Origin of the sequence: Shouchella oshimensis, from assembly GCF_002019765.1 — a bacterium.
GTDB lineage: Bacteria > Bacillota > Bacilli > Bacillales > Bacillaceae_D > Shouchella > Shouchella oshimensis.
Genome location: NZ_KV917380.1, coordinates 3,319,143 through 3,344,545, shown reverse-complemented (window position 1 = coordinate 3,344,545; position 25,403 = coordinate 3,319,143). Strand labels below are relative to the sequence as shown.

At 38.7% G+C, this 25,403-nt stretch carries 20 protein-coding genes; 12 read left to right on the top strand and 8 right to left on the bottom strand.

Annotated elements, in window-relative coordinates; translation table 11 throughout:
* Positions 1 to 64 precede the first annotated feature (64 nt).
* Entirely contained in the window at positions 65 to 1,363 is a 1,299-nt protein-coding gene (locus BK583_RS16825; RefSeq protein ID WP_055735566.1) for an alpha/beta hydrolase, read from the bottom strand.
* A gap of 183 nt (positions 1,364 to 1,546) precedes the next feature.
* On the opposite strand from BK583_RS16825, the gene BK583_RS16820 reads away from it, so the two are divergent.
* On the top strand, positions 1,547 to 2,155 hold the full coding sequence (locus tag BK583_RS16820) for a DUF998 domain-containing protein (RefSeq protein WP_055735567.1): 609 nt from the start codon (positions 1,547 to 1,549) through the stop codon (positions 2,153 to 2,155).
* 51 nt (positions 2,156 to 2,206) lie between these two features.
* Here BK583_RS16820 and BK583_RS16815 read toward each other — a convergent pair whose 3' ends face one another.
* The 3 genes from BK583_RS16815 to BK583_RS16805 all read right to left on the bottom strand — a co-directional run bounded on the left by BK583_RS16815 (position 2,207) and on the right by BK583_RS16805 (position 5,283).
* Positions 2,207 to 2,920, bottom strand: a complete 714-nt coding sequence (locus tag BK583_RS16815) for a TspO-related membrane protein (protein WP_055735568.1) — start codon at positions 2,918 to 2,920, stop codon at positions 2,207 to 2,209.
* A gap of 109 nt (positions 2,921 to 3,029) precedes the next feature.
* Complete coding sequence (locus BK583_RS16810) at positions 3,030 to 3,887, bottom strand: phosphotransferase family protein (RefSeq protein ID WP_055735569.1); 858 nt, start codon at positions 3,885 to 3,887, stop codon at positions 3,030 to 3,032.
* 154 nt (positions 3,888 to 4,041) lie between these two features.
* Positions 4,042 to 5,283, bottom strand: a complete 1,242-nt coding sequence (locus BK583_RS16805) for a hemolysin family protein (RefSeq protein ID WP_055735718.1) — start codon at positions 5,281 to 5,283, stop codon at positions 4,042 to 4,044.
* 225 nt (positions 5,284 to 5,508) lie between these two features.
* Here BK583_RS16805 and addB point away from each other — a divergent pair, with 225 nt between their 5' ends.
* Together addB and addA are read left to right on the top strand one after the other, a co-directional pair.
* A complete protein-coding gene (addB, locus tag BK583_RS16800) occupies positions 5,509 to 8,955 on the top strand; it encodes a helicase-exonuclease AddAB subunit AddB (protein WP_055735570.1) in 3,447 nt (1,148 codons plus the stop codon).
* Positions 8,948 to 12,619, top strand: coding sequence for a helicase-exonuclease AddAB subunit AddA (addA, locus tag BK583_RS16795; RefSeq protein ID WP_055735571.1), 3,672 nt, complete (start codon positions 8,948 to 8,950; stop codon positions 12,617 to 12,619). The genes addB and addA overlap by 8 nt, the downstream gene beginning before the upstream one ends.
* Before the next feature lie 58 nt (positions 12,620 to 12,677).
* Here the strand turns inward: addA and BK583_RS16790 are convergent, their stop codons facing one another.
* Complete coding sequence (locus BK583_RS16790) at positions 12,678 to 13,895, bottom strand: CynX/NimT family MFS transporter (protein ID WP_055735572.1); 1,218 nt, start codon at positions 13,893 to 13,895, stop codon at positions 12,678 to 12,680.
* Positions 13,896 to 14,144: 249 nt separating this feature from the next.
* Between BK583_RS16790 and BK583_RS20865 the strand changes: the two genes are divergently transcribed.
* Genes BK583_RS20865 through BK583_RS16780 form a run of 3 tightly spaced genes read left to right on the top strand, consistent with a single transcriptional unit; the run spans position 14,145 to position 15,711 of the window.
* Complete coding sequence (locus BK583_RS20865) at positions 14,145 to 14,315, top strand: NUDIX hydrolase (RefSeq protein WP_160319274.1); 171 nt, start codon at positions 14,145 to 14,147, stop codon at positions 14,313 to 14,315.
* A complete protein-coding gene (locus tag BK583_RS16785; protein WP_055735573.1) occupies positions 14,303 to 14,737 on the top strand; it encodes an NUDIX hydrolase in 435 nt (144 codons plus the stop codon). The genes BK583_RS20865 and BK583_RS16785 overlap by 13 nt, the downstream gene beginning before the upstream one ends.
* A 5-nt stretch (positions 14,738 to 14,742) precedes the next feature.
* The gene (locus BK583_RS16780; RefSeq protein ID WP_055735574.1) at positions 14,743 to 15,711 is read left to right on the top strand and encodes a phosphotransferase enzyme family protein; all 969 of its coding nucleotides are present in this window, start codon (positions 14,743 to 14,745) and stop codon (positions 15,709 to 15,711) included.
* A gap of 32 nt (positions 15,712 to 15,743) precedes the next feature.
* Here BK583_RS16780 and BK583_RS16775 read toward each other — a convergent pair whose 3' ends face one another.
* Positions 15,744 to 16,196: a MarR family winged helix-turn-helix transcriptional regulator gene (locus BK583_RS16775; RefSeq protein ID WP_055735575.1), complete on the bottom strand. Its 453-nt coding sequence runs from the start codon at positions 16,194 to 16,196 to the stop codon at positions 15,744 to 15,746.
* 90 nt (positions 16,197 to 16,286) lie between these two features.
* On the opposite strand from BK583_RS16775, the gene BK583_RS16770 reads away from it, so the two are divergent.
* The 4 genes from BK583_RS16770 (at position 16,287) to BK583_RS16755 (ending at position 18,979) form a co-directional block, all read left to right on the top strand.
* Entirely contained in the window at positions 16,287 to 16,721 is a 435-nt protein-coding gene (locus tag BK583_RS16770) for a GNAT family N-acetyltransferase (protein WP_055735576.1), read from the top strand.
* Positions 16,722 to 16,741: 20 nt separating this feature from the next.
* On the top strand, positions 16,742 to 18,148 hold the full coding sequence (locus BK583_RS16765) for a DHA2 family efflux MFS transporter permease subunit (protein ID WP_055735577.1): 1,407 nt from the start codon (positions 16,742 to 16,744) through the stop codon (positions 18,146 to 18,148).
* A gap of 99 nt (positions 18,149 to 18,247) precedes the next feature.
* Positions 18,248 to 18,517: a hypothetical protein gene (locus tag BK583_RS16760; RefSeq protein WP_055735578.1), complete on the top strand. Its 270-nt coding sequence runs from the start codon at positions 18,248 to 18,250 to the stop codon at positions 18,515 to 18,517.
* Between the two features lie 279 nt (positions 18,518 to 18,796).
* On the top strand, positions 18,797 to 18,979 hold the full coding sequence (locus BK583_RS16755; protein WP_035393082.1) for a hypothetical protein: 183 nt from the start codon (positions 18,797 to 18,799) through the stop codon (positions 18,977 to 18,979).
* A gap of 105 nt (positions 18,980 to 19,084) precedes the next feature.
* On the opposite strand, the gene BK583_RS16750 is transcribed toward BK583_RS16755, so the two are convergent.
* Positions 19,085 to 19,789, bottom strand: coding sequence for a 3D domain-containing protein (locus BK583_RS16750; protein WP_038477320.1), 705 nt, complete (start codon positions 19,787 to 19,789; stop codon positions 19,085 to 19,087).
* A 544-nt stretch (positions 19,790 to 20,333) separates the two neighbouring features.
* Positions 20,334 to 21,035, bottom strand: a complete 702-nt coding sequence (locus BK583_RS16745; RefSeq protein WP_038477323.1) for a DUF554 domain-containing protein — start codon at positions 21,033 to 21,035, stop codon at positions 20,334 to 20,336.
* A 59-nt stretch (positions 21,036 to 21,094) separates the two neighbouring features.
* Between BK583_RS16745 and BK583_RS16740 the strand changes: the two genes are divergently transcribed.
* Together BK583_RS16740 and BK583_RS16735 are read left to right on the top strand one after the other, a co-directional pair.
* The gene (locus BK583_RS16740) at positions 21,095 to 21,487 is read left to right on the top strand and encodes a hypothetical protein (RefSeq protein WP_055735579.1); all 393 of its coding nucleotides are present in this window, start codon (positions 21,095 to 21,097) and stop codon (positions 21,485 to 21,487) included.
* A gap of 210 nt (positions 21,488 to 21,697) precedes the next feature.
* Positions 21,698 to 25,375, top strand: a complete 3,678-nt coding sequence (locus tag BK583_RS16735; protein WP_055735580.1) for a YobI family P-loop NTPase — start codon at positions 21,698 to 21,700, stop codon at positions 25,373 to 25,375.
* The last annotated feature ends 28 nt before the right edge of the window (positions 25,376 to 25,403 follow it).

Here is a 25,403-nt window from a genome sequence, read left to right as displayed (position 1 = left end):
GCATACCAGAAGGATTCTATGCTACAGATGCCAGTCGTTATCTACAAAAGAAACGACGAAGCGTTTACTTCGTCGTATGAATATGGTTTTCAAGAATGGCTGTTGTGAGAATGGTTAGTAATTCCTCAGATAAAGGTGTGTCATGACTCATAGCAGCGATACTTTCTTCTTCTATATCGTCTGAGACATGACGCAGTCCGTGTCCCATTTGATCGATCAAGTAAAGCTCACTAGTTTGATTTGCGTCATGTAGTAGCTGAGCATCATGAACAGGAATTTGCTGGTCGTTATTTCCATGAATGATGTATGTGGGAAACGTAGCCTTCTCAATTAATTTAGCTGGATCGACCGCCATCCATGAGGACAAAAACGGTTGCACACTGTGATTGAAAAGGGATTCAAGTTCTAGGCTAACCTCTTGAACCATGTCTCCTTGGACAAGCTGTTCAAGGATGTCTGCAGATTCTTCTAGAAGTTCTGGTGTGATAAAAGGATCATTTTCTAATTGCTCAACTAATACTTTATCAATGGTTCTTCCAGCACCTGCAACGGAAAAATACGACTGAACCCCTTCTTGAATGGCTGCTGCTAAGCCGATTAACGCCCCCTCGCTATGTCCGATCAGGTGGACAGAAGAAAACGATTCCTGCTCTTTAGCATACCGGAGCCAAGCTTGAGCATCGGTAATATAATCATCAAAGCGTGTTTCGATACTATTCGGTGCCAGAGAAACGTTATCGCCGATTCCTCGTTTGTCATAGCGAATTGTGGCAATCCCATTGTCATTTAGATGTTCTGACAAAAGTTTCAAGTTATCATTTCGCCCAGGCATTAAATACGAGTTACCATGTTTATCTGTTGGCCCCGAACCAGGGAGGATAAGAGCAACAGGCATGTCCTTCGATTCGTTTGCTGGTAAATCTACCTTTGCTTTTATAACTTCAGATGCATCAAGGGAAATCTCTGTTAACAATTCCTCTTCCTTAAAACGCAGTTGGAAAGGAAGCTCTTGACCAAGCTGAGTAAACTCTCCTTGAATGTTATCTCCATCTCGTTTTCCAGTAAATAGAATTGTTTGATTTTGAATCGTTGTCTCCAAGGATAATGAATCTTCATCTGCATCTACGACGTCAAAAGGTTCATCCAATATTCCTTGAATTGGAATCGATAAAGTTGCCGTCTCGTTCTCGACAGAGACTTCAATCGAAAGCGGTTGCATAGGAATAACAATTTCACCTTCCCATGTACCTGCATACGCTTCTAATGGATTTATCTTAGGCTCTTCACTGGTTTCTTGTTGACAAGCAGTGAGAAAAACAACTAAAAAAATACTGGTTGTGTAGAAATAGGATGGTTTTTTCATCCAATAAAGCCTCCTTCACATGTACCAATGGCTATATGTACAGAATTAAAGCGTAATCAATAAGGCGTTCATTCGTCAAGTGTCTACTAGATAGATTCGGTGTGTATTGGTAGAGTCCTTGAAATTTACTAGAAGTTTACAGAAAAAAGATACGGGTAATAGTCAAAGAAAAGAGGTGTTGCCATGAAAATTCCTTTTCGTATCGGTGTAGGAAGCTGGATTGTCTTGCTTAGTTATTTCGTTTATGAGCCGTTTGCTATTCGCGCTTCTATTGCCCCGTATTCTTATTTATCCCAGCCAATGAGCGACTTAGGAATAACAGAGTGCGGTGTGGGAACCTATCCGTGGGCTGACTATTTTATTTGTTCACCCCACGCACCAATTGTAAATAGTCTTTTTCTTTTAACTGGAATTGTTCTCTTAATAGGGTTGTGGGCTCTGAAAGAAAGGTTAAAGCTGAGCAGAATAGGAAAAGCTGGATTTGTCTTCTTGTTCCTGTTTGCAGTGGGCTTTAGCTTTAGCGTCATACCTGCAAATGTAAGTTTTGAATGGCATACGTATCCTGCGCTCGTAATGTTCGTAGTCGCACCAGCTCTTTTTTGTATCAGTGTAAAACTAAATAAAGGAAAAAGGCTAACCATGATAAGCGCAGGGCTATTAACGATGATCAAAGTAGCCATTATGGCTGTCGCTTTTCTTCCAATTGAATGGGGCGGGTTACTTCAACGCTTGTTCTACTTCGTCTTTTATTGTTGGGGCCTTGGCATGATGGTTCGTTTGAAAGGAAAATAATAAGAAGAAGAAAAACCAAAGGCCTCAAGTAAAGTAGACCTTTGGTTTTTTTCATTTCTTGCGAAGTAGGATAAAGACAACCAGGGCAAGTTGGATGGCAATACAAATGACGGTTACGACGATAATACTTGGCATACTGTTCTCTACAACAATCGCTGAATAAGCCCAGATGAACACGAGAGGATAAAAGATATCTCGATATGCAAAAGCAATCATGACAGCAAGTAATGTACCAACCAGAAGCATAATAATCGTCCATGGTACTTCACTCAATCCTAAAAAGGTTGTGGTATTACTTTGTACAAACCATGTAAATACATTGACAATAGTAGCAACAGATACCCAGCCGAGATAGATAGAGAATGGTAAGCGATCGTACCAACGAAAATCAAGACGATTGATTTTGAAGTAAATGACAATTAATGTGAGTAGCAATCCAATGATAATAATGACCGATAGGAAGACCCATTCCTGTGTAAATGCAATAATCCATAAACTATTTAAAAGAAAATTTGCTGGCAACCAATACCCAATGCGAGTGTAAATCTCTCCGCTCCAGCGATTCACAAAGAAGATACGCATAATCCAAATGAATAAGAGAAAATAAATTATTCCCCAAATGGAAAATGCAAATCCTGCGGGTTGAATCAATGCTTGATCTTGATTCGCAACAGTGCCAACATTTGTCGCAGACATATAATTTGTCACAATCATAAAAGCAAAAAAGAGTAAATAGATAACGCCTAAGCGTGTGGTTTGTTTCATGGTGGTCCTCCTTTTAATATTCCTATTTACCTCTATTCACTCTTTTATTTCGACATAAACGTCGGATTGTAAATATTTTTATTGAAACAGCCATAATCGTTCTATTGCGCTACTTTCCATATATCCACCTATGTAATTGTTCCTTGGAATCAGAGGCAACATTTTCAGATAAACGTGCACACGCAAGGATGGGAAGCCAATTTAATACTTCTTCTTCATCCAACTTCCCTTCCGCACAGTAAAGGTATAAGTAAAGTGTGGCTAGCGCTTGAGAAATGCTTGCGTACAGTAAGTAAGAGCGACAGGCATCAGCGCAGGGAAAGCCAATACTCGCATCTACCCAATCGATCATGCTTATTCCTTTTTTTGTTTTAATCAGATTAAAGAAGTGAAAATCTCCATGACAGAGACTCTGGGAAGTCGATGATTCGACGAGCTGTTGTAAAAGATTCAGGAGATGATGCTTTCTGGAGGAAGAGAGATCATCGACTTGATGAATTTGGCGTCTTAGCTTCTGTGGCATTAATTCTATTTTTTCTGTCTTTTTTAGTGGGATTCTGTGTAGGTGATGTTGTTGCTTAACTGCAGTTAACATACATTGATCCAATGTGTATAGAGATTTCCAGCAATTTGTACCTAATGGTTCTCCATCCACATAGTCGAGAATTAAAGCGTGTTGTAGTTGATACGAGGTAATGCGGTGAACATCAGGAACAAAGAGATTAAGCTGATATGCAAAATGATGATTTCGATATTCTTTTTCAACTTCTTCAGCGGGTAAATGAGGATGGTATAATTTGATAGCGAAATTTCCTTGGCGGTAGAGAGTAGCTGTATTCCCAAACGCAAACGGCTTCCCTAACGTTGGGTGTGTAGAATCAGTCTCAGCATTTGGTTTCTTTTTTTCATTAAAAAGCAAAAGATCTTCTCTGGCTTGTGTTAATAAAGCAGCATAGGGATAGGCCATAATGTTGCACTCCTTTCGACTTATCTTCAGTTAATCATATAGCAGGTTATTTGGACATGGTTGTTTGACTACTGTTTCCACTTATAAAGCAGACCATGTATTCTCTGGAATTAATCGTAAGAAACAGCCGAGTAGCTACTTCGGCTGTTATGGGTTATTGAGAAAGCATAGGGTCAATTTTTTTAGTGAGTTGTACGCGATTTACTTTTTTGTCGTCCATATCCAAGATCTCAAAGCGTAGTTCTTTATAATCTAGTTGTTCTCCTTCTGTAGGCAAGTAGCCGAATTGCTGGATTAGGAAACTAGCTAAATTATCTTCTTCTTCTGGTATGTTGACATGAAACACATTATTTAATCGACGAAGGGAGATTTTGCCGTCGCAGACAAGCCGTGACTCTGACTGTTCTTCAATTAAAACATCGTCAACATCTGTTTCATCTTCAATATCTTGCCCAATCATCGCTTCAATTAAATCTTCGTGTGTAATGATGCCTTCTGTCCCACCGTATTCATCTAAGACAATAGCAAAATGCTTCTTTTCCTGTAACATTTTTTGGAAGACGCGGTTGACTGGATGAAATTCATAGACATAGAGAGGCTGTAAATCTGCCATTTCTTTAAGTGGCTTTGAGGGTTCTTGGCTCCATTTCAATACAAACTTTGAATGGAAGACACCGATAATATGATCAATATCTTCTTCGTAAACAGGGTATCGTGTATATTGGTTGTTCAAAATAATTTCTTTTGCTTCTTCGAATGTACTCTCAGCTGGTAATCCTTGTACGTCAATACGTGGTGTTTGTAGCACATCTGCCACATTTAATTGATCAAAATCGAGCATGCCCTTTAACCGATACACTTCATCATTTTTAAACGTTCCTTCTATGTGCCCAATGTCCACCATGGCCCGCATTTCCTCTTTTGAAAAAGTCGTTTCTGTTCCAGCATTTTTTCCTAGCATCCGAATGACAAGACGTGTAAATGCGTTAAGAAGAAAGGTAAAAGGCTTTAACAGCTTTAGTAATAGGTTGGTAAGCGGGTAAACAGCATAGGCAATTCTTTGTGGATAAGCAGCAGCCACAGATTTGGGAAGTACTTCTGCGAAAATGATAATTAAGACTGTTAATACACCCGTTGCAATTCCGACGTTTAAGCCATAATCAATGGCGACAATGGTTACAAGGGAAGGCAGAATAATATTTGGGACGTTGTTTGCAATAAGAATGCCTGGAATAAATTCTTCTGCGTTGTTTACTAGCTTTAATAAACGCTCGGACTTTTTATCTCCTTGAGCGGCTTTTGTTTGTAGTTTTATTTTATTTGTTGCAGTTAGAGCGGTTTCACTACCAGAAAAGAAACTTGATGCAATAAATAAAAGGATAATCGCAACGAATATCAAGATGTTTCCTCCAATTTTAAGTTGTCAATTGTAACAGACTTCAGTAATGAAACATTGTACCAAGAAAACATGCAGATGAAAAGAACGAACAACAGAATGTTATCATTAGTGTTCGTTATTTAAAAACGTTTATACCCAATAAGGTGAGGTTAAAAGGGATATAGTGTTGAAGTTGTTTCATGGTAAGATGGAGAAAAGTTTGAACGAAATGGAGTCGGTAGCGTGATTCACTTTTATCTAGGAAGAAGTGGCAGTGGTAAGTCGACGAAGCTAAAAAAAGACGCGATCGACCAACTGAATCGCTTCCCAATAGAAGGGCCTGAACAGCTGTTTTTGGTTCCAGATCAAATGTCATTTCAAGTTGAATATGAGCTGGCAAAGGAGTCAGGTGGTTTTTCGAAGTTAAGCGTTCTAAGCTTGCATTCATTAGCAGAGAGAATTCTTGTGGATTCGGATCAACCAGAACTGCCGTTACTTGATCGAACGGGTATGCACGTTTTACTTAGGAAAATCATTGAAGACCAAAAGGAAACGTTACGCATATTTAAGCGTTCAAGTCATGCAATCGGTTTTGTTAAAGAGATGGAGCAGGTCATTCTAGAGCTTCGTCAACAAGAGCTAACCGCAGATGCGTTCTATAAGGCAAGTCGTAATCAGTCACAATTGATGCAAGAGAAGATGCATGATATCTATGTTGTTTATAAAGCGTTTGAACAAGCTTTTCAACAGCAGTTTTCGGACAAAGAAGATCAATTAAAACGTGCTACGGACGTTATGGCAACGTCCACTATTATAAAAAATGCCATTATTTATGTGGACGGGTTTTATGATTTTAACATGCTAGAACGTCGCTTTTTAACGACACTGTTTAAAGAAGCATCGTCTGTACAGATCGCCTTCACTTTAGACAAGGATGCAACAGTAGATACGTTTTTCTACACGAATGAAACCTATCATAAATTCGTCGAAACACTTCAAGAACAAGGGTTATCGTATAAAATAAGTTGGTTTGAACCGTGCTTGGAATTTAAGAAAAAAGGTATTGCCTCATTAGAAGAAGGCCTCGTCTATCAAGATCGCGAAAAACGAGAGAATGATGGAAGTGTCGAGTTACTAGAAGCAGTAAATCGACGGGTTGAAATAGATGCACTGGCGCGATCCATTCGGTCTTATGTTCGAATGGAAGGCTATCGATATTCAGACATTGCCGTTGTCACAAGGGATTTAACTCTTTACAGTAGCTTAATTGAACGAATCTTTCCGATGTATGACGTGCCGTTTTTCATTGATCAGGCAAAGCCGATGATTCATCACCCATTGATTGAATGTATTCGCTCTTCCTTTGAAGCAATCATGCAACGCTATCCTTATGAAGCGCTTTTTCGCGCTTTTAAAACCGATTTATTCACTCCCCTTGATGAAGATTCAGTACGCTTTCGCGAACAAATTGATCAGCTAGAAACAATTGTTCTAGCGCAGGGAATCAAAGGGAAATTATGGTCAACAGAAGTAGAGTGGCGAGTGAAAACGGTGCGACATGGCTATGAGGATGAGCCAACAGAAGAAGAAAGGGAAACGAATCGTGCTGTAAATGAATTAAAAAACCACTTGATTGCACCTCTAAATCAATTAGAGAAGCAGATAAAGCAAAGTAAAACCGTTGTCGAGATGAGTCGAGCTGTTTATACCTTCTTTGAGGCTTTATCTGTTCCTGAAAAGGTACAACAGTTTAAACAACAAGTGGACGCGGAAGGGGCTATTCAACTAGGTAGTGAATACGAACAAGTCTGGGAAGGCGTCATTCGAATTCTAGATCAGCTGGTTGAAATCGGTGGAGATGATGTCACAACTCCCCAATCGTTTTTCAAGACAATAACCGCTGGTTTTGAGAATATGCGCTTTCAAATGGTGCCACCAGCAATTGATCAAGTGACGATCGGTGATATGGAGCGATCCCGCTTGCCGAAAGTACGGGCAACCTTTGTCATCGGTGTAAATGAAGGTGTGATTCCATCGAAGCCACGAGACAATGGGATTGTTCGTGCGCAGGAACGCCATGAGCTAAAAGAAAAAGGTGTCTCTTTTGGTTATAGCTCGTTTGATCGAATGTGGCACGAACATTTTTATGCTTATATGGCGCAAGTAAATGCGTCAGAAAAGCTGGTTGTTTCTTATGCTTTAGCTGATGAAGAGGGCACCGCGTTACTACCTTCGCCTCTTATACGGCATATAAAGGACACCCTTGATTTTGTTCCGTTAACCTTTGTTCAAAATGAGGCTGATGCTGATAGTGAGAATCATTCTATTGAATCTGTATCTCATCCAAAGCAGGCTTTTATGGAACTCATCCGTCAGCTGCAAAAATGGAAGCAGGGTGAAACAATTGATTCCATTTGGTGGGACGTGTACCACTGGTTCATACAGCAGGAACAATGGCATAGCTCCTTAAAGGCAGCGTTAGAAAGTCTAGACTATGCATATAAAGAAGTGCCATTACCTATTGAAAAAATAAGAGACTTATATGGTTCGGAGCTTGTGATGAGCGTAAGCCGTATGGAATTATTTAAGCAATGTTCATTCCGGCATTTTGGGCAATACGGTTTAAAGTTAAAAGAAAGAGATGTGTATAAACTAGAAGCATTTGACATCGGTGAATTGTTTCATATGGTACTGAAGTTAATGTCGCATAAGCAAAAGGATCGTAATAAAACATGGAAGAAGCTATCGTTCGACGAGTGCCGTGAAATGACGATAGCGGCAGTGGAAGAAGTCGCTCCTATCATTCAAAGGAAGATTTTACTGAGTACCAATCATTATCAGTATATCAGTGACAAGCTAGAGGAGATTGCGTTAAACGTAACAGAAGCAATCCGTCAACAAGCGTTACTCTCGAAGTTTGAGACCATTGGGCTAGAGGTTGCCTTTGGTCCACAGACGAACTTGTCTCTCCCCTCGTATCCACTTGAACACGGTATGAGTATGACTGTACGAGGGAGAATCGACCGGATTGATCAGGCAACCGTTGATGGACAATCTTATTTAAGTGTCATTGACTATAAATCAAGTGCAACAGCGCTTGCTTTCTCTGACGTAATAGAAGGGCTATCCTTACAAATCCCTGTCTATTTAACTGTCGCGTTAAAGGGTTCCGAAGCATGGTTAGAGCAATCATCCCAAATTGGCGGCATGTTCTATTTCCATATACACAACCCGGTGCTAGAAGATACAGAACAGGAAGAAGAAGAACGCCTAAAAGCATTTAAGTTAAGTGGGTGGATGCCTAAGGATCGTCAACTCGCAACGTTATTTGATCAGTCGCTAGAAGAAACAACGAAGTCAAATGTTGTGCCCATAGAATTTAAAAAAGACGGTACGTTTCATAATCGCTCAAAAGTCGTAACGGAGGATGATTTTCGTACACTCTTTGCTTACACTGAACAAAAAATTGTTGATATTGGCAATGAGATTGCTAACGGAAAAACAGAAGTAAAGCCGTTTCAACGTGAAAACGGTCATGTCGCTTGTAGCTTTTGTCCAATGCATGCAGTGTGTCAATTTGACCCGTCCTTACCTGGCTATGGCTATAATGAAATTTACAAAAAAACGAATCAACATGCACTTGAAGAAATGCGAGATCATCTCGGTGAAGGAGAGAATGAAGATGCCTAAATGGACATTACAAGAAAAGCCAGTAGATGTGAGCTGGACTGATGAACAGTGGCAGGCAATCTCTCTGACAGGTGGAAATATTCTCGTCGCAGCAGCTGCTGGTAGTGGGAAAACCGCTGTTCTAGTTGAACGAATTGTGAAGCGGGTTATTGATCCAGATGATGAAGTTGAGATGGATCGATTGCTTGTTGTCACATTTACAAAGGCAGCCGCAGCCGAGATGAAAGCGCGTATTGGTAAACGGATAGAAGAGGAGTTAAGCGTTCGTCCTACTCCTTATTTAAAACGCCAATACCGTTTATTAAACCGGGCGTCCATTTCTACTCTGCATGCCTTTTGTTCTGAGCTCATTCGTGCCCATTACTATGAAATCAATGTTGATCCGACAATTCGATTGGCAAATGACACGGAAAGAGAATTGCTTAAAGAAGAAGTACTTGAAGCGTTATTAGAGCGTTATTACGCTTTCAATAAAGAAGAGATGCCCGACTTCTATACAATGGCAGAAGCGTATAGCGGCGACCGGTCAGATACAAGCCTAAGAACGCTCCTGTTACAGCTTTATACGCGTTCCAGATCTCATCCAGATCCGGATAGGTGGCTCGAGGAAAGCGCAAGGATGTATGAACAGCCGTATGACGATGTAGGGGAAAGTCCGTGGGGGAAGGTGATTTTAGAAGAAGTGCTTAGCTTTGTCTCAGGTGCTATTGCTAATCATTCACGAGGTCTCCAGCTTGCTGAGCGAGGGGACGGACCTGCCTTTTATCGTGAACGGCTAACAGAAGAGCTTGAAGCACTACGAGGGTTTACGAATTGTCAAACCTGGGATCAATGGCAACAGCGGCTACATGCTTTTACATGGAAACGGCTACCTAGTAAGAAAAAAGATGATCCATCTGATCCTCAATTGGCCGAACGAGTAAAAGGACTACGGGACAATAGTAAAAAATTAGTCCAAAAAGCACAAGAACTTTTAATGACGAATTCAAAAGGAAATCAGATGCGGCTACAACAGATGCAAGGGCGCGTTCGAATGTTAACAACTCTTGTAAAAGAATTCGCTAAAGCGTATCGAGAAGAAAAGGCAGAGCGCTCGCTGATGGACTTCGACGACCTTGAACACTTTGCTCTCGATATACTCAGTGAACAATCCATTGCAGAACCCTCCGCCATTGCACGTCAATATAAAGCTCGGTTTCAAGAAGTGTTAACAGATGAATATCAAGATACAAATCAAGTCCAAGAAGCAATTTTACAATTAGTCGCAAATGGTGAGAACCGGTTTATGGTAGGGGATGTAAAACAGAGCATCTATCGATTTCGATTAGCTGAACCGGGTTTGTTTATAGAGAAACAAACAACGTATGAAAAGCTAGCGTTTCCTCTTGATACACTAAGTGAAGCAAAAGGAATTCGGATTGATTTAGCGCATAATTTTCGTAGCCGAAAAGAAGTTCTAGATGCTGTAAATTACGTTTTTGCAGAGACAATGGACAAGCATGTAGGTGAAGTGGAGTATGATCAAACGCAAGCGTTGCAGTATGGCAATCAGGATTATCGAAAAGAGGATGAAGGCTACGACGTTCATGTTGCTTTAGTAGAAAAAGAAGATGAGGAAAACATGAGTGGTTTTGAATTATCCGCAGAAAAAGAAGCGAAATGGACAGCAAATAAAATTAATGAGTTACGAGAGAGTGGCTATCTCGTTTATGATAAAAAGCAAAACCACATGCGCCCCATTGAGTACCGAGACATAACGATTTTAATGAGATCCCTTCCGTCAGCGCCCGTTTTTGTAGACGTATTCAAAAAAGCGGGTATTCCACTTTTTTCAGATCGAGATGAAGGGTACTTTCGCCATGTAGAAGTGCAGATCATGCTGTCGCTACTGAAAATTATTGATAATCCATTTCAAGATATTCCGTTAGCATCGGTACTGCGCTCGCCAATTGTCGGGCTGAAAGATGACGAGCTAGCAAGTATACGCCTACATGATCAAGATGGGTTCTTTTATGAAGCGGTGCAAGCCACCCTAATGAATGAAAAGAAAAAAAGTGAATGGATGGAGAGGCTTACTCATTTTAATAAGCAACTTCAAAATTGGCGGACGAGAGCACGAACAACTGCAATATCTACATTTATCTGGGAACTATTCACAGAAACAGGGTACGATGTGTTTGTAGGTGGATTACCGGGAGGAAAACAGCGTCAAGCAAATGTGCGAGCCTTGTATGATCGTGCAAAGGCGTTTGAAGATACATCGTTCCGCGGCATCTTTCGCTTTTTGCGCTTTGTTGAGCGGATGGAAGACCAAGGAGACGATTTTGAGAGTGCACGTACTGTTAGTGAGCAAGAAAATGTTGTTCGCTTAATGTCGATCCACAAAAGTAAAGGGCTCGAATTTCCAGTAGTCTTTGTAGTAGACATGTGGAAGCAATTTAACTTAATGGATACGAGACGTCAAACACAAATTCATCAAACACTAGGATTTGGCTCTACTTACTTAGATATAGAACGGCGGGTAAAGTACCCTACTATGGCAGAGACAGCCATAAAGAAATTGCAAGAAAGAGAACAAATCTCAGAAGAACTACGCGTGCTATATGTAGCTCTAACAAGAGCAAAGGAAAAACTGTTTCTCCTAGGTAGTGTTAAAGACAGAGAGGCAAAGATGGAAGTGTGGATGGAACAAGCGGAATCTTCCCTTTCTCTACATGAGCGCAAGCAGGCTCGTCGGTTCTTTGACTGGGTCGTACCTGTTGTTCTCCAACATGAAGGTGTGAATCGTGTTTCGAACAAAAAACAACATCCGTCAAAGTGGACGTTAGATGATTTAGTAGAAGTCCCTACATTAGCGCTTACTCAACCTCAGTCCACGAACCCAACTGTTCAATTACTAAAGCAGTTAGAGCGAGTGGACGGAAGAACTGCTGGAATGGAGTTCGAAGTGGAGCGCCGGCTGGCCTTCCATTACCTATATCCTGAAGCGACCAAGACAGCTGCTAAACAAAGTGTGACCGAATTAAAACAAAAAACAAACTGGCATTCCCTTAATGATACGTATGAGAAGAACATTTCCCATTCAATAAAGGAGCCAAGGTTTTTAAAAGGAGAACAGAAGCTAAGCTCTACTGAAAAAGGATCGCTTATGCATCGTATAATGCAGAGGCTATCATTTCAGACAAGCGATCCGTCTCACATTAAACAAGAGATTGAAGCCATTTCGAATCGGCTCTCGTTGAATCAAGAAGAAAGACGGGTTATCTCTTACCAACGTATTATTGAGTTTCATCAATCATCAGTAGGAACTCGTTTACTCCATGCGAAAAAAGTAAAAAAAGAGGTGCCTTTTTCATACATCCAACCTAAGGATCGATTCTCCTCTCATGAGGAGGGGGCAGAAGATGATGGCGTTTTAATTCGAGGAATTATTGACGTATTATGGTGGGATGAGAACGGTGAGTTATGTTTACTTGATTATAAAACCGATCGGATTCCATCTTCTAGCTTAGATAAACAAGAAGTCGAAAAGGTCTTAAAAGAACGTTATGAGCATCAAATCGCGTACTACAAGCAAGCAATCGAAACAATTTGGCGTGTGCCGGTAAAGGAATGCTGGCTGTATTTCTTCGACGGAGATATGGACATTCAACTATTCAAATAAAGGCAACTGTTGTACAAAGGTAAAAGCGCCTGACTCATGGAGAAAGGCGCTTTATCATTTAAGAAGGTGTAGGATTGTCAATTTTTTGATCCTTACCAGCAGCATAGCCAAATAAAGAAATGCCAATAGCCGCAACCATAAGAATAAAGAGTGGCACAGTCCAACTTTTTGTACTATCCGCGATGAATCCGAGAAGAAATGGTCCTGTAGCGGCAATCATATAGCCAATAGATTGGGCCATACTAGAAAGCTGTGAAGACTGTTCGACAGTATGCGTACGCAAGACAAAAAACATCATGGCTAAACTAAAGGTTGTCCCCATTCCCATACCTGTAACAACAAGGAATAGAAGAGTTAACGACGATGCAGTTAGAGTGACACCAGCAAGCCCTATTAAAAATAGTAGCCCTGATGCAACAGCAAGCCACGCTTGACTCTTTAATTTAGCTGCAAAAATCGGTACAAAGAATGTAGCTGGAATGAGCCCTACTTGCATTAACGCCATAAACCATCCTGCCTCACTTTCTGTAAAGCCTTTATTTAGCAGAATGTCTGGTAGCCAAGTGAACAAGCTATATGGAATGAACGACTGAAGTCCCATAAATAACGAAACGCACCAAGCGAGCTTCGATTTAAAGATGGAAGAAGAAGGTTGGTTATCTACTTTTCCAGGAACTTTTTTTCGAGACGACAGCATAACAGGCAGCCGTAAGCAAATAAAAAGAACAGCAATTGCCGATAAAACAGCCCATAAAAGCAAAGCATGTTGCCAATTAAAAGCGTTTGACTCAGCTATTGGAACAGATAAGCCAGATGCAAATGCGCCAAAGAGATTCATAGAAACAGAGTAGATGCCCATCATAATACCAATTCGCAATGGAAAACTAAGTTTAATTAGTCCAGGCATTAGAACGTTTCCGACTGCTATACCAAGACCAAGTAAAAGGGTACCTACTAACAAGAACGGTGTATATCCAAGGGAGCGGAACACAATGCCAATGGTTAAGACAATCATAGCGAATAAAAGCATGAATTCCATCCCTGTTTTCCGAGAAATTCTCGGTACGAGAGGTGAAAATAAACCAAACATTACTAGTGGCAATGTATTAACCAAACCAATGGTTACATTTGAAATGGCTAAATCCTCTCTTATAAACGGAATTAACGGTCCGAATGAAGTCATAGGAGATCGTAAGGTAGCGGCAATCAATAAGATAGACGTAAGGAGCAAAAACGTATAATAGTGTTCCTTGTTGTTGGTTCGCAGTTTTTGCATAGTAATCTCCTTCACAATGAGTAAACATTATTAAGTCACAATGTATTATTTTACTCCTGAGGAGAAAGGGAAATCAAGCTTTCTTTCAGCGCAACCATTAATAGGAAATGTCAGTGGTTTAAACGAATAGCTCAGAGTTTTAGAAAACGCTATCAATGTTAACTCGTTTAATGAAATGAAACGAGTTAACAAAGAGTGAAGGGCTTTTTTTATGTTATAATTAAAACTATTCAGTCTAATAAGGGAGGAATGAGTGGGGTTTTTGAACACAGTGAGTATCGCTGGCTGACTTTTGAAGACGCAAAGAGTATGTTGTCAATACCAGGGACAGAAGATGTTCTATCGTTTATTGAAGACCATTTTGTGAATAAAAAGCCAAAGAATTTTTTGAGAATTGAGGTGGAGGAATGTTCATTGTAAATGTAGAAGGGGCAGTTTGGAATGATGGAAAATGGCTTGTTATTGAAAGAAGCTCAAAAGAAGCACATGCAGGAGGACTACTGTCATTAGTAGGTGGTAAAGTCGATGCATCTGGAATCGATAAAGATGTATTAGAAAAAACGATACAGCGTGAGTTTTTAGAAGAAGTTGGTTTGAAATTGAAAAATGATATGGTCTATGTGCGAAATACGACTTTTGCAGTGAACGGAAAGCCTGTCATTGACATTGTGTTTCTATGTGAACGAGAAGAAGGAAGCCAACCTTCAATCGTAAGTGCAGATGAGGTTGCAGACATTCATTGGATGACCTTTGAGGAGATCCAATCACATAGCAAAGCACCGGATTATTTTATAGAAAGTATTTGTATGGCAGAGAAAGTACGATTACGCCAAAGGGAGTGATACATTTGGAACAGCTGTTAAAGCAAGCATTAAGAGAATCTTATGAACTGAATATGGATCAGGTGAAGGCCGTTACAAACGAAATGTTTTCGTGTTCAAGTGGTCATAAGCGTTATTTTGTTCGCGTAACAAATTATAAAACGATAGTAGAGCAGCAAGCAGAAGTAGACTGGACTGTTTGGCTACATGATAAAGGGCTGGCTGCACCGGAAGTTCTGTTTTCGAAAAGAGATCGTTCAATTGAATCAATCACTTACAAAGATAAAGAAATACGTATAGTTGTATATCGGGCAGCACCAGGTGAGCATGCAAAAAAAAATCAATGGAATAAGGAGACGTTTGAACGATTAGGAGAAGAGATTGGACGGATTCATACAATGTCTAAATTGTATCAAGGAAATACGCGGGCCATTAATGATTGGCACATGAATGATGAATACAATTGGAGGAAATACATACCGAAAGTAGAAAAGAGAGTACGAGAGACGATGGAGAGCATTTTTCGTGATCTTGAAGCAGTGCCAAAAACGAACGATACATACGGACTCGTTCATGGAGATGTATGGTTGGAGAATGTTTTGGTAGAGAAGAATAAACTCACCCTTATTGATTACCAAGATTGTGAGAAGCATTTTTTACTGTTTGATTTAGTTGTGCCGGTTTATAGTGCAATGGAATATTCCTTTCATGGAAATGGAAGCATTGTGGCATATGTTCATGAACTGACCAAAGCAATCTTTCAAGGGTACGCTCGAGAATGTTGGCTACCGCCCACTTATCTAGATCATCTGCTGCTTATGTTCCGATTAAAGGAAGTAGCGGATTACTTGCTCATGCATATCTATGGCCATGAGGTGCGAGGAGAAGAGGAAGAGCGTCTGTTTAATCTGTATCGCATAAAGATTGAACAAAATCATCTTCAGTACTTGATTACAAAGGAGCTTATTGAGGAATTAAAAACGTTAGTTGTCTAAGAGAAAGGGATCCCTCCCTCTCTTTTAGAAGTTTAATAGCCACGTTTGTTGCCTTTTTTCACTTCATTCCAATCCACATCAATATTTTTCCGCACGGTTTGAAGTAGGTTAAAGAGGGTTTCTACTTCGGTAGATGATAACCCCTTTAAAGCGACCGCCTCTGAATGGTTATTTTCTCTAAGTAAAAATTGATACACCTCTTTTCCTCGCTCAGTGGGGAAAAGCTTTTTTATTTTTCGATTGGATGGATCTTCTTGTTTATAGATAAAGCCTTGATTTTCCAGCTTCGTAATGGCTCTGGCTGCAGTCGTTCGATCGACTTTTAACATTTCGGCGATCTTTTCTTGAATAGAACCGGGGTGTTCATAAATTCGAATTAAATAAAGGTATTGGCCCTTTGTAAGATCAATTTCTTTAAATTCAATATTACTTATTGAATCGAGGGCACGAGCAATGGTCCCTATTTCGCGAAGAATTTCTTTCATAGAAAAACTCCTTTCATTTTTTGTTGCAAATACAACAAAAATACGTTACGTTAGATTGTGAGTACATGAGAAAGAAATGAGGATACGTTTATGAATAAACAGATTATTGTTAATCAAGAGCAGTTAGAGCTTGCTTTTTCTATTAGAAAGAAGGTTTTTGTTGACGAACAATATTGCCCAATAGAAGATGAATTTGACGCCTTTGATGATTTAACGTCCCCTTGCACACATGTTTTAGTTTATTATAACGAAAAACCAGTTGGAACGGGAAGAGTTCGTCAAGTAGAAGGAAAAGCAAAGTTAGAGCGAATTTGCCTACTTAAAGAATATCGGAAGCACGGGTTAGGTAAAGAGATTATTACGTTGCTAGAAGAGATCGCTCGAGAAATGGGTTGTGTGAAGGCTCTTTTACATGGTCAGACACATGCAGAAGGGTTTTATGAAAAGCTCGGTTACGTGACAACCTCTGACGTTTTTGAAGAAGATGGCATTCCTCACGTTAAAATGGAAAAGTCATTTCAATAAATGAAAAAGGAGGGGGATGTATGTCAGTTGAGTTATTAACACCCTTTCGAAAAAAGATGCTTGTTGTTTCCATACTCTCAGCATCTTTTTTATTTTTGCTCAATCAATTTTTGCTTATTACGGCTTTTCCACAAATTATGGAAGATTTTTCGATTAATGCGACCCAAGTTCAGTGGTTAACCACTTCTTTTCTGTTAACGACAACAACGTTAATTCCAACAATGGGTTATTTCATGGGAAGGTTTCAAGCACGTACGTTAACGTTCGTTGCTATTTCGTTCTTTATTTTGGGAACCCTATTAGCCATTTTCGCACAAACGTTTACGCTTCTCATTGTAGCAAGAGTTATTCAAGCAGTTGGTGCTGGGATGATGCTTCCCCTCGTACAAACTGTTCTCTTGCTCGTCTACCCAATTGAAAAACGTGGTTATGCGATGGGCCTGATGACCATGGTTGTGAATGTAGCACCAGCTATAGGTCCTTCCATTGCAGGCTATATCGTTGATTTATCAAGCTGGCGTTTCTTATTTTGGCTCGTGCTTCCTCTGGCGATTGCCCTTTTCGTATTAAATAGTATATTCATGCAGAACATTACAGAGAAAGGGCAGGCGAGGTTAAGTATACCGTCGCTGTTTTTCTCAGCCATTGGCTTTGCCGGTACCATTCTGGCGATAAGTAATTTCAGTGTGTACGGACTAGCCAGTATGTATGTCATCATACCTGCAGTAATCGGCATGCTAGCGCTAACGACGTTTATTTGGATACAACTTATATCTGATCAGCCGATGTTAAATGTGCGGCTATTTCGTTTAAAATGGTTTGTCCATGGTACGTTATTGTCATTTGTCATTTCGATCTTACTGTTATCAACAGAAACACTCCTCCCGTTGTTTATTCAAGATGTACAAGGGCGGACTGCTTTTATTTCGGGCATGACCTTGTTGCCTGGCACATTGTTACTATCTGTAACTTCTTTTCTAGCTGGAAAATGGTTTGATCAATACGGTGGCAAAGTGCTCGGTATCATTGGCTATTCGGTTATGGCCGTGACATTTATGTGGTTTACGATAATGGGGGCAGACACAACTGTAATCGCTATGATTGTTTGTTTTAGCTTATTTATGGGAGCCGTTGGGATTGTGATGACACCGGCAACCGCTATCGCTATGAATGCTTTACAGCAAGAAGACCTTCCTCATGGGACAGCGATAGTGAACACCGTTAAACAATTTGGAGCTGCACTCGGCGTTACAATTTTAACAACCGTTGTAAGTATTCAAGCGGCACAGCCGGAATACTCTTATATTGAGGGTACGTTAAGAGGTCTCTCGATGGCTTTTGCTACAATGGGCGTTTTTTCTTTTATCGCATTACTGCTTGTGCTCTATACAAAGAATCGTAGTCGATCAAAAAATACACTTTTGTAGGAAGTACCCCACTAATGTTGTTGGGGTATTTTGTTTAATGAAAATCGTTACAGGTGGGAGTTAATCTATTATAGTAAGTAGTGAAAGGGGCGGAATAGAGTGAAGGAAAATGGAAATCGAGGCCTTTTAACGGCCATTTTAGTTTGTTTGATTTTACTTGTACTTGGTTTTGGTAATGGTGGTACTGACATGGGGTCTGATTTTCCTCAACAAATTGAAACCTTCGCAAATGAAGATCAAGTGCTATCATTAGGGGATGATAAAATCATTATACACACCAGCTACAATGAAATCATTGTGTTGCAGTGGAACATTGATACGCAAACGTTTGAAAAGATTCAAACCTACGACTATATGTTGGAAGAATAAGCAGTTAAACAAATGAGTTCGTTTCATATTGGATGAGTGGAGAACGCTTCCCCTTTAAAGCGTTTGGTAAGATAGCTATCTGTTCGTTCTAAAGCCTTATTTTGGAATCAGCCAACTCATAAATAGGCGCATGGTTTTCAATCATGTTTAAAAATTAGACAAAAAGGGTATGAAAATTTAATTATTTTTAAAATATACTGTCTTTTTATCTAATTGTGTGCCACAATGTAGATACAGCAATCACTTTAGGCTGAATAAATAGTAGGGAGGTCCCGTACATTGTATAAAATTATACGAATGTTAAACGGGGCAACAGAAACCCTTAAAGACACGAACAGCCAACTAGATAAGGTTTTTATTGATCCTGTTGCCGCGCAATCTTTGGCAAGTAAATTGAACAATCATCTATACTCGAATGCTGAACGTTGGAAAGTGACAACCATTAATGGCGTTGATTATTAAGATATAAAAGCAATTACAGCTTATGTAATTGCTTTTTTGTTTCGCTAAAAAGATGATTTGTATAAAACAAGCTAGCCCTTACACAGGCTAGCTTGTTTTGATGATTTATTCATAAACGTGGATCGTTACGTTTTGACGACCAAAGTTTAATGCATCTTGACGTTCAGGCATAAACAGGTCAATTTTGTTGCCATTAATAGCGCCACCAGTGTCACCAGCAATCGCTTCTCCATAGCCTTCTACGTATACTTTGCTACCAAGCGGTATAACGTTAGGATCAACAGCAATCACTTTTTGATTCGGATTCGCTCTTAAATCAATCCCAGTAGCTGTTACCCCAGAGCACCCTTCACAGAAGGCAGTGTAGGCCGTAGCTTCCACACTCATTGTTGTAGTGCCTTCAGTTTGTGTTGGCTCAGAACTAGTGGATTCAGTTGAATTCGTTGATTCAGTCGTTTCAGCTGGTGCTTCAGAAGAGCTTGTTTCATTTGAAGCACTTGTCGATTCTGAATTTGTTGACTCAGCTGCAGTCGATTCATTTGAAGTTGTTTGAGGTGCAGATTCATTCGATTGAATTTCACCTTTCACTTGACCTTGTTCACCTTCACCAGGCATTGTTAATTGTTGACCGATAAAGATTAAGTTCTTATCGTAAATGTCTGGATTTAATTCTACTATATTTTGTACGTCTGTTTGATGCTTGTTAGCAATTTGACTCAATGTATCTCCGCTTTTGACTTCATATGCAAATGCTGGAGTGGCAACAAGTATTGATCCTAAGACAGCAAGTGACGTGACTAATTTTTTCATACTGTAAAACTCCCCTTATAATGTAGTATTCATCCCCAAGTAATGGAACTATGAAAATGTGTAAGATGAGTCGTTCTTGTGTGTAATTCCATTTTTGTGCGGAATGTCTCTCGCAAGATCAAACTATACAGAACATAAGTTACTCTTTCAACCCATTTTCCGCGAAGTAATGAACTTGTAAAATGACTGTAATCCGCATAGGTACAGGGATTATGCGTGTAAATAAGGGGAACTATAATAGTAGTAGGACGTTCAGCTTGTTCGACAAAACTTGATATTACATAGATATTACAGGAGAAAAGTCATGGGAACGTGTGATTTCGTCTAAAACTGACATAAAGAGACGTACTCAACAAACTCTACTTAAATCGCGTATGCTGAGGTTTAACTAAAAGCAGGAGATGAATAAAGGAATGACAAGGTGAGAAAAAGAAAGTAAGGCGATCGAATGTGAGACTATTAATGAAGAAAAAGAAAATCGGTGCGTTGAGTTTTATAGAAAAGGTCATAAAAAAACACAACTCAGTAGAATTGTGTTAGATCATTAGAGTAACCGTTGAAAAGAAACAACAAGAAGAACAACGATCACGAGACTTGGAAGCAAGTTAGCAATTTTAACATTAATCACATTTAATAGGTTAAGCCCTATGGCAAGTATGAGAATGCCTCCAATACATGTAATCTCTGCGATGATCATGTCCATTAGCATATTCGGTACAAAAGCATCGATTTGATTGGCTAGCAACGTAATACTAGCTTGATAAAGAAAGACAGGAATGGCAGCAAAGAATACGCCGATCCCTAGTGTTGAAGAGATAATAAGTGCAGAAAATCCATCAATGGACGATTTTGTAAATAATAAACTATGATCACCACGAAGTGCTGCTTCTAGTGGGCCGATAATAGCCATTGCCCCTGTTGCAAAAATAAGTGTAGAGCTAACAAAAGCTTGAGCTACGTTACCTTGGCTGTTCTTACCAATTTTTGTTCCTAACCATTGACCAAGCTGATTTAAGCGTTCATCAATTTGGAGCCAGCTACCGAGTAATGCGCCACTTGTCAAACTTATAATGATAATAAGGAAATTTTCACCTGTGACGGCCATTTGAATCCCGATGACAATTAATGCAAGGGAGAGTGCTTGCATGATAAGCTTACTTATCTCCTCAGGTACGTTTCGAATTCGTACACCAATTAATGAAGCAACAGCAATGGCTGCTGCATTAATAATCGTTCCTAATAACATTTCACGCCTCATTCCATCTAGCAATGCTTCATTATAGCAAATTCGTTTAGCATGTTAAAGTGATTCTGAATGCTAAAGAGTATTCAGTTAATTGGAAGAAGGATAGAGAGGTTTTCCTTTATATATATGGAAAAAAGCGCACAGGTGAGCCATTCAATGTTGCTGTTACATTTGAGTTAAAGGAATTTGAAGGGAATAAGATGTGGGGAATTGAGCCGCATTTCGAACCAAGAAAAGATCCGAGCTCATACACCAGGGCAGACGCTCCATTTAAGCCTGAGTTCTTGGGTTATACACTGACAAAAAAAGAGATCCAGGATGTACGAGCTGGTGGGAAAGTTATGATTACAGCAACAAGTAAAAAAGGAAAGAGTTTTGATTGCAATGTCTCACTTGAGCTTAAAGAATTCAAAGGGAACAAGTTCTGGGGGCTAGAGGCTCATTTCGCTTAATAGAGGTTAGATGTTACGTTAACGACCAGACTTTTGTCTGGTCGTTTTTGTGGTTTTGAAATAGTCATTATAAGGAGTCTATTGAGGTATTTTAATATAAAGTGTTACAATTTCACTATGGTTAAAGATGGAACCACGATAAAATTTATGTGAAAGTATGCAATAAGTATCTAGTTAAATAAAGATTAAATAATTTAGGGAGGTTAATATTTGAATCAGTGGAAAGTGAAATCTAAAAAATGGATAGTCCGCTCATTAGAGAAGGTTATTGGTAAGTTGAAAGACCTTCCTGTGACACCTCTATATGATGATTTAACGCCCGATGATGACGTTGATAAAAACGGTATCTACGCTGGGGCTATTAGGTCTGGTTTAGAAAATAAGAAAGTATATAACATTGCAGTTACTGGTCCATATGGTTCTGGAAAAAGTAGTATTCTGAAAACCTTTGAAAAGAATCATGACAATACCTATCACTTCTTAAACATCTCACTCGCCACATTTAGTAATAACACATCTAATAATTTTCAAGATGAAGAACACATGGAAAAACATAGAGCGTTAGAGAAGAGTATTCTCCAGCAGATGATTTACAGAGTTTCAACTAAAACCATTCCGTTTTCGAGATTCAGAAAAATTACACACGTAGACAATGGAACGACAATTAAACAAGTCTTTTTATTTATGCTGTTTATTGCAGGGCTTATCTATTTTTTTCTACCAAACCTCTTCGGATCAATCTTTGAAAATTCATTGTTAAACCAGAGCGAAGAAACAATATCACTTATATTTGCGCTTTTGTTATTCGCTTTTATTAGCCTATATGCGTTTTTTTTTATTAGCAAATTATATCGATCTTTGCGGGGAAATATCAACTTTAATAAGGTGACACTGGCCAATTCTTCAATTGAAATGGAAAAAAGAGTGGATAAGGATTCAATTTTTGATCGATTTATTGATGAGATACTTTACTTTTTTCAATCAACTAAATATGATGTTGTATTTTTCGAGGATTTAGATCGATTTGATAGTTTAGATATTTTCGAACGGTTAAGAGAACTTAATTCACTTATTAACAATTCCGAACTTGTAAATAGACGTGTGGTTTTCATTTATGCGATTAAGGATGATATCTTTGGAGAAGAAGAAGTTGATACAATTGAGCAGAGTCGCAATCGGACAAAGTTTTTCGACCTTATTATACCAATAGTTCCTATTATACATAGTTCTAATTCTGCAGAAAAACTAAGTGAAAAAATTAACAGTTCATCGTATAAAGATGATATAAATCCTGATTTACTTCAGGATATAAGTCTTTATATTGATGATATGCGTATTTTAAAGAATATATATAACGAATTTGACATTTATATGAAAAAGCTTGGAGGAAAGATTGCACTCGATGCAAATAAGTTGTTCGGATTAATTATCTATAAAAACCTACATCCAGTTGATTTTTCACAACTCCAATACAATCAAGGCCTCGTCTATCAAATGATAAATCAAAGGGGTATGATTATTCAGCAAAGATTGTCGTCATTAGACAAGGAAATAAACAATATAGAGAAAAGAATAATAGCGGCTACGGATGAAGAACTAAACTCTATTGAGGAATTACAGCTAATTTATTTGAATGGTTTGAATGCAAAAGTTAGCCCTTCTAATGTTTATCACATTAAGTTAGAAGGAGAGGATTTCGGAAGAAGCAACTACTCAATTAAACCACCTTTTTTTGAGAAATTAAGAAACTCGGAAAGAGTTGATTATAATATTGGAAATAACCATAAAAGGCATAAGGGAATTTCTAAAAAATCTGCTATTGCAACAGTGTTTGGAACAAAGGAAAATTACTTTGAACGAGAATCAAGAATTCAAGATAGAACAGAGGGTAAAGTAGAAGATTATAAAAATCAGCTTTCAAAATTAAAGAGAGAGAGAGCAGATGTCAATGATCTAAGCCTAAAAGAACTAATTGCAGAAAGCGGTAGAGATATTTTTCCAGAAGATTTGTTAAATAATGATTTACTCATCTATCTCGTTCGTCATGGGTATATTGATGATACATACAATTATTATATCTCTCGTTTTCACACAGGCAGTCTAACAAAGAATGATATGGATTTTATTCTTAATGTTAAGAACTACAAAGAGAGTGGTTTTTCGTACTCTCTAAATAATATTGGTAGCGTTATCTCTCGACTTAGATTAAGTGAATTTAAACAGCGAGAGATCCTCAATTATGATTTATTGGACTTTGTATTAGAGAAAAAAGAATTTCAGGCACATGTGAGCTTTATACTTTCTCAATTAACAAATGAAGAGGGAGGTACTCTTGAATTTATTACAGTGTTCAAAGAAAGAACAAATCATAAGGAGACTTTTATCAAACATATTTGTCATAAATGGAGCAACATGTGGGTTTACATCGAGGAGAGTTCTAACCTGCCAGAAAAAGACATTCAGGCCTTTTTAACTGACATCTTAACTTTTGCTGATGTGTCAGACATTGGTGAGTTAAATAAAAAGGATCACTTAGCAAACTACCTCTCAGAGTTCACAAATTACCATAGAGTATCGGAGAACTTACCTATCGAAAAGGAGCAAGCTATTCTCCGTGAGCTTCAGGTGAAATTTAAAACTACAGAGCATCTTAGACAGAAGGAAGATGTGTTTAACTTTGCTGTGCAGGAAGATTTATATCAAATTAATAAGGAGACACTGTCTGATATTTTACAAGGTAAGGTCAACAACTTAACTTATTCGGAAATCAAAGGTGCGAATATGGAAGGCGTGATTGCTTATGTTGATCAAAATATAAACGAGTATGTCCGCAGAGTGCTGCTAGATGCAGAAATACATCAAGAAACAGAAGAGATGATAATAGAGTTATTAAATGAGGAATTACTGGACAGAGACTTGAAGGAGCAAATTGTTCATCAACAAACTGTACGCATTCAAGATGTGACCGAGGTTGATCAAGATTTATGGGAGGTTTTATTTGCACAAGACAAGCTCTCAATCAGTTGGCATAATGTTTCACACTATTATAGAGCGGTAGAAAGCTTCAATGAAACAATGACTGGCTATCTAAATGATACGCACCGTGCAGATGAACTTTCCAAAGAGAATCTATCTGATGTTAAAACAATAGATGAAGTTGACCGTGATATAGTATCAAGCGCAATTATTGAAATTGAAGGTATTAAGAATTCTTCATATAAAAAATTAGCAAGTAGTGTTATCCATTGGGATTTCTACTCGACAGATAAGTTATCTGAAGAACGCGTACAGATCCTAATTGAACTAAAAGTATTGACCCTAACAGTAGAGAATTATAAGGATTTAAAAGAGAAACACCCTAGTCTACATGTTAAATTAATTGAAGAGAACATTACAAGCTTTATTAACTTTATTAACGACCAGGACAAATATGAGTTAGATATACACGATTTCGAAACTCTTTTCAATTCACAAAAAACCAATGCCTATAAAGAGGAGTTACTTTACATTCTTTCAAAATCGCTCGTTTCAGATTTGAAGGAAGAAGGATCACGTGAGCTAGTGATGACATTAATTAAGTTTATAGTTAAATCACGTTTGGAGATTAATTCAGATTTGACAGAAGTGCTGTTTTCGTTTCGAGGGCAACAAAGTCTAAAAATCATGTTTCTGACTAGCCAGATACCATACTTGGAGCATCAAACAATTACTGGACTGCTACAACAGTTAGGCGAACCTTATAAAAGCATTACAGAGAATGGAAGGAAGCCAACCCTTGATGATAACGAATGGAATCAAGCGCTTTTAAGCGAATTGGTGGAATCTGATTACATTTCATCTTACAAAATTGAAAAGGATAAACTTAGAGTGTATACAAAAGCTGCATAATGTTTGAGGTAGTACGCTTAATTTTATT

Coding starts and splice junctions, on each gene's coding strand:
- BK583_RS16750 (WP_038477320.1), bottom strand. CDS start 19,789: ATGAAAAAATTAGTCACGTCACTTGCTGTCTTAGGATCAATACTTGTT.
- BK583_RS16790 (WP_055735572.1), bottom strand. CDS start 13,895: ATGCAAAAACTGCGAACCAACAACAAGGAACACTATTATACGTTTTTG.
- BK583_RS16825 (WP_055735566.1), bottom strand. CDS start 1,363: ATGAAAAAACCATCCTATTTCTACACAACCAGTATTTTTTTAGTTGTT.
- addA (WP_055735571.1), top strand. CDS start 8,948: ATGCCTAAATGGACATTACAAGAAAAGCCAGTAGATGTGAGCTGGACT.
- BK583_RS16815 (WP_055735568.1), bottom strand. CDS start 2,920: ATGAAACAAACCACACGCTTAGGCGTTATCTATTTACTCTTTTTTGCT.
- BK583_RS16770 (WP_055735576.1), top strand. CDS start 16,287: ATGAATAAACAGATTATTGTTAATCAAGAGCAGTTAGAGCTTGCTTTT.
- BK583_RS20865 (WP_160319274.1), top strand. CDS start 14,145: ATGAGTGGGGTTTTTGAACACAGTGAGTATCGCTGGCTGACTTTTGAA.
- BK583_RS16810 (WP_055735569.1), bottom strand. CDS start 3,887: ATGGCCTATCCCTATGCTGCTTTATTAACACAAGCCAGAGAAGATCTT.
- BK583_RS16765 (WP_055735577.1), top strand. CDS start 16,742: ATGTCAGTTGAGTTATTAACACCCTTTCGAAAAAAGATGCTTGTTGTT.
- BK583_RS16820 (WP_055735567.1), top strand. CDS start 1,547: ATGAAAATTCCTTTTCGTATCGGTGTAGGAAGCTGGATTGTCTTGCTT.
- BK583_RS16775 (WP_055735575.1), bottom strand. CDS start 16,196: ATGAAAGAAATTCTTCGCGAAATAGGGACCATTGCTCGTGCCCTCGAT.
- BK583_RS16785 (WP_055735573.1), top strand. CDS start 14,303: ATGTTCATTGTAAATGTAGAAGGGGCAGTTTGGAATGATGGAAAATGG.
- BK583_RS16745 (WP_038477323.1), bottom strand. CDS start 21,035: ATGTTATTAGGAACGATTATTAATGCAGCAGCCATTGCTGTTGCTTCA.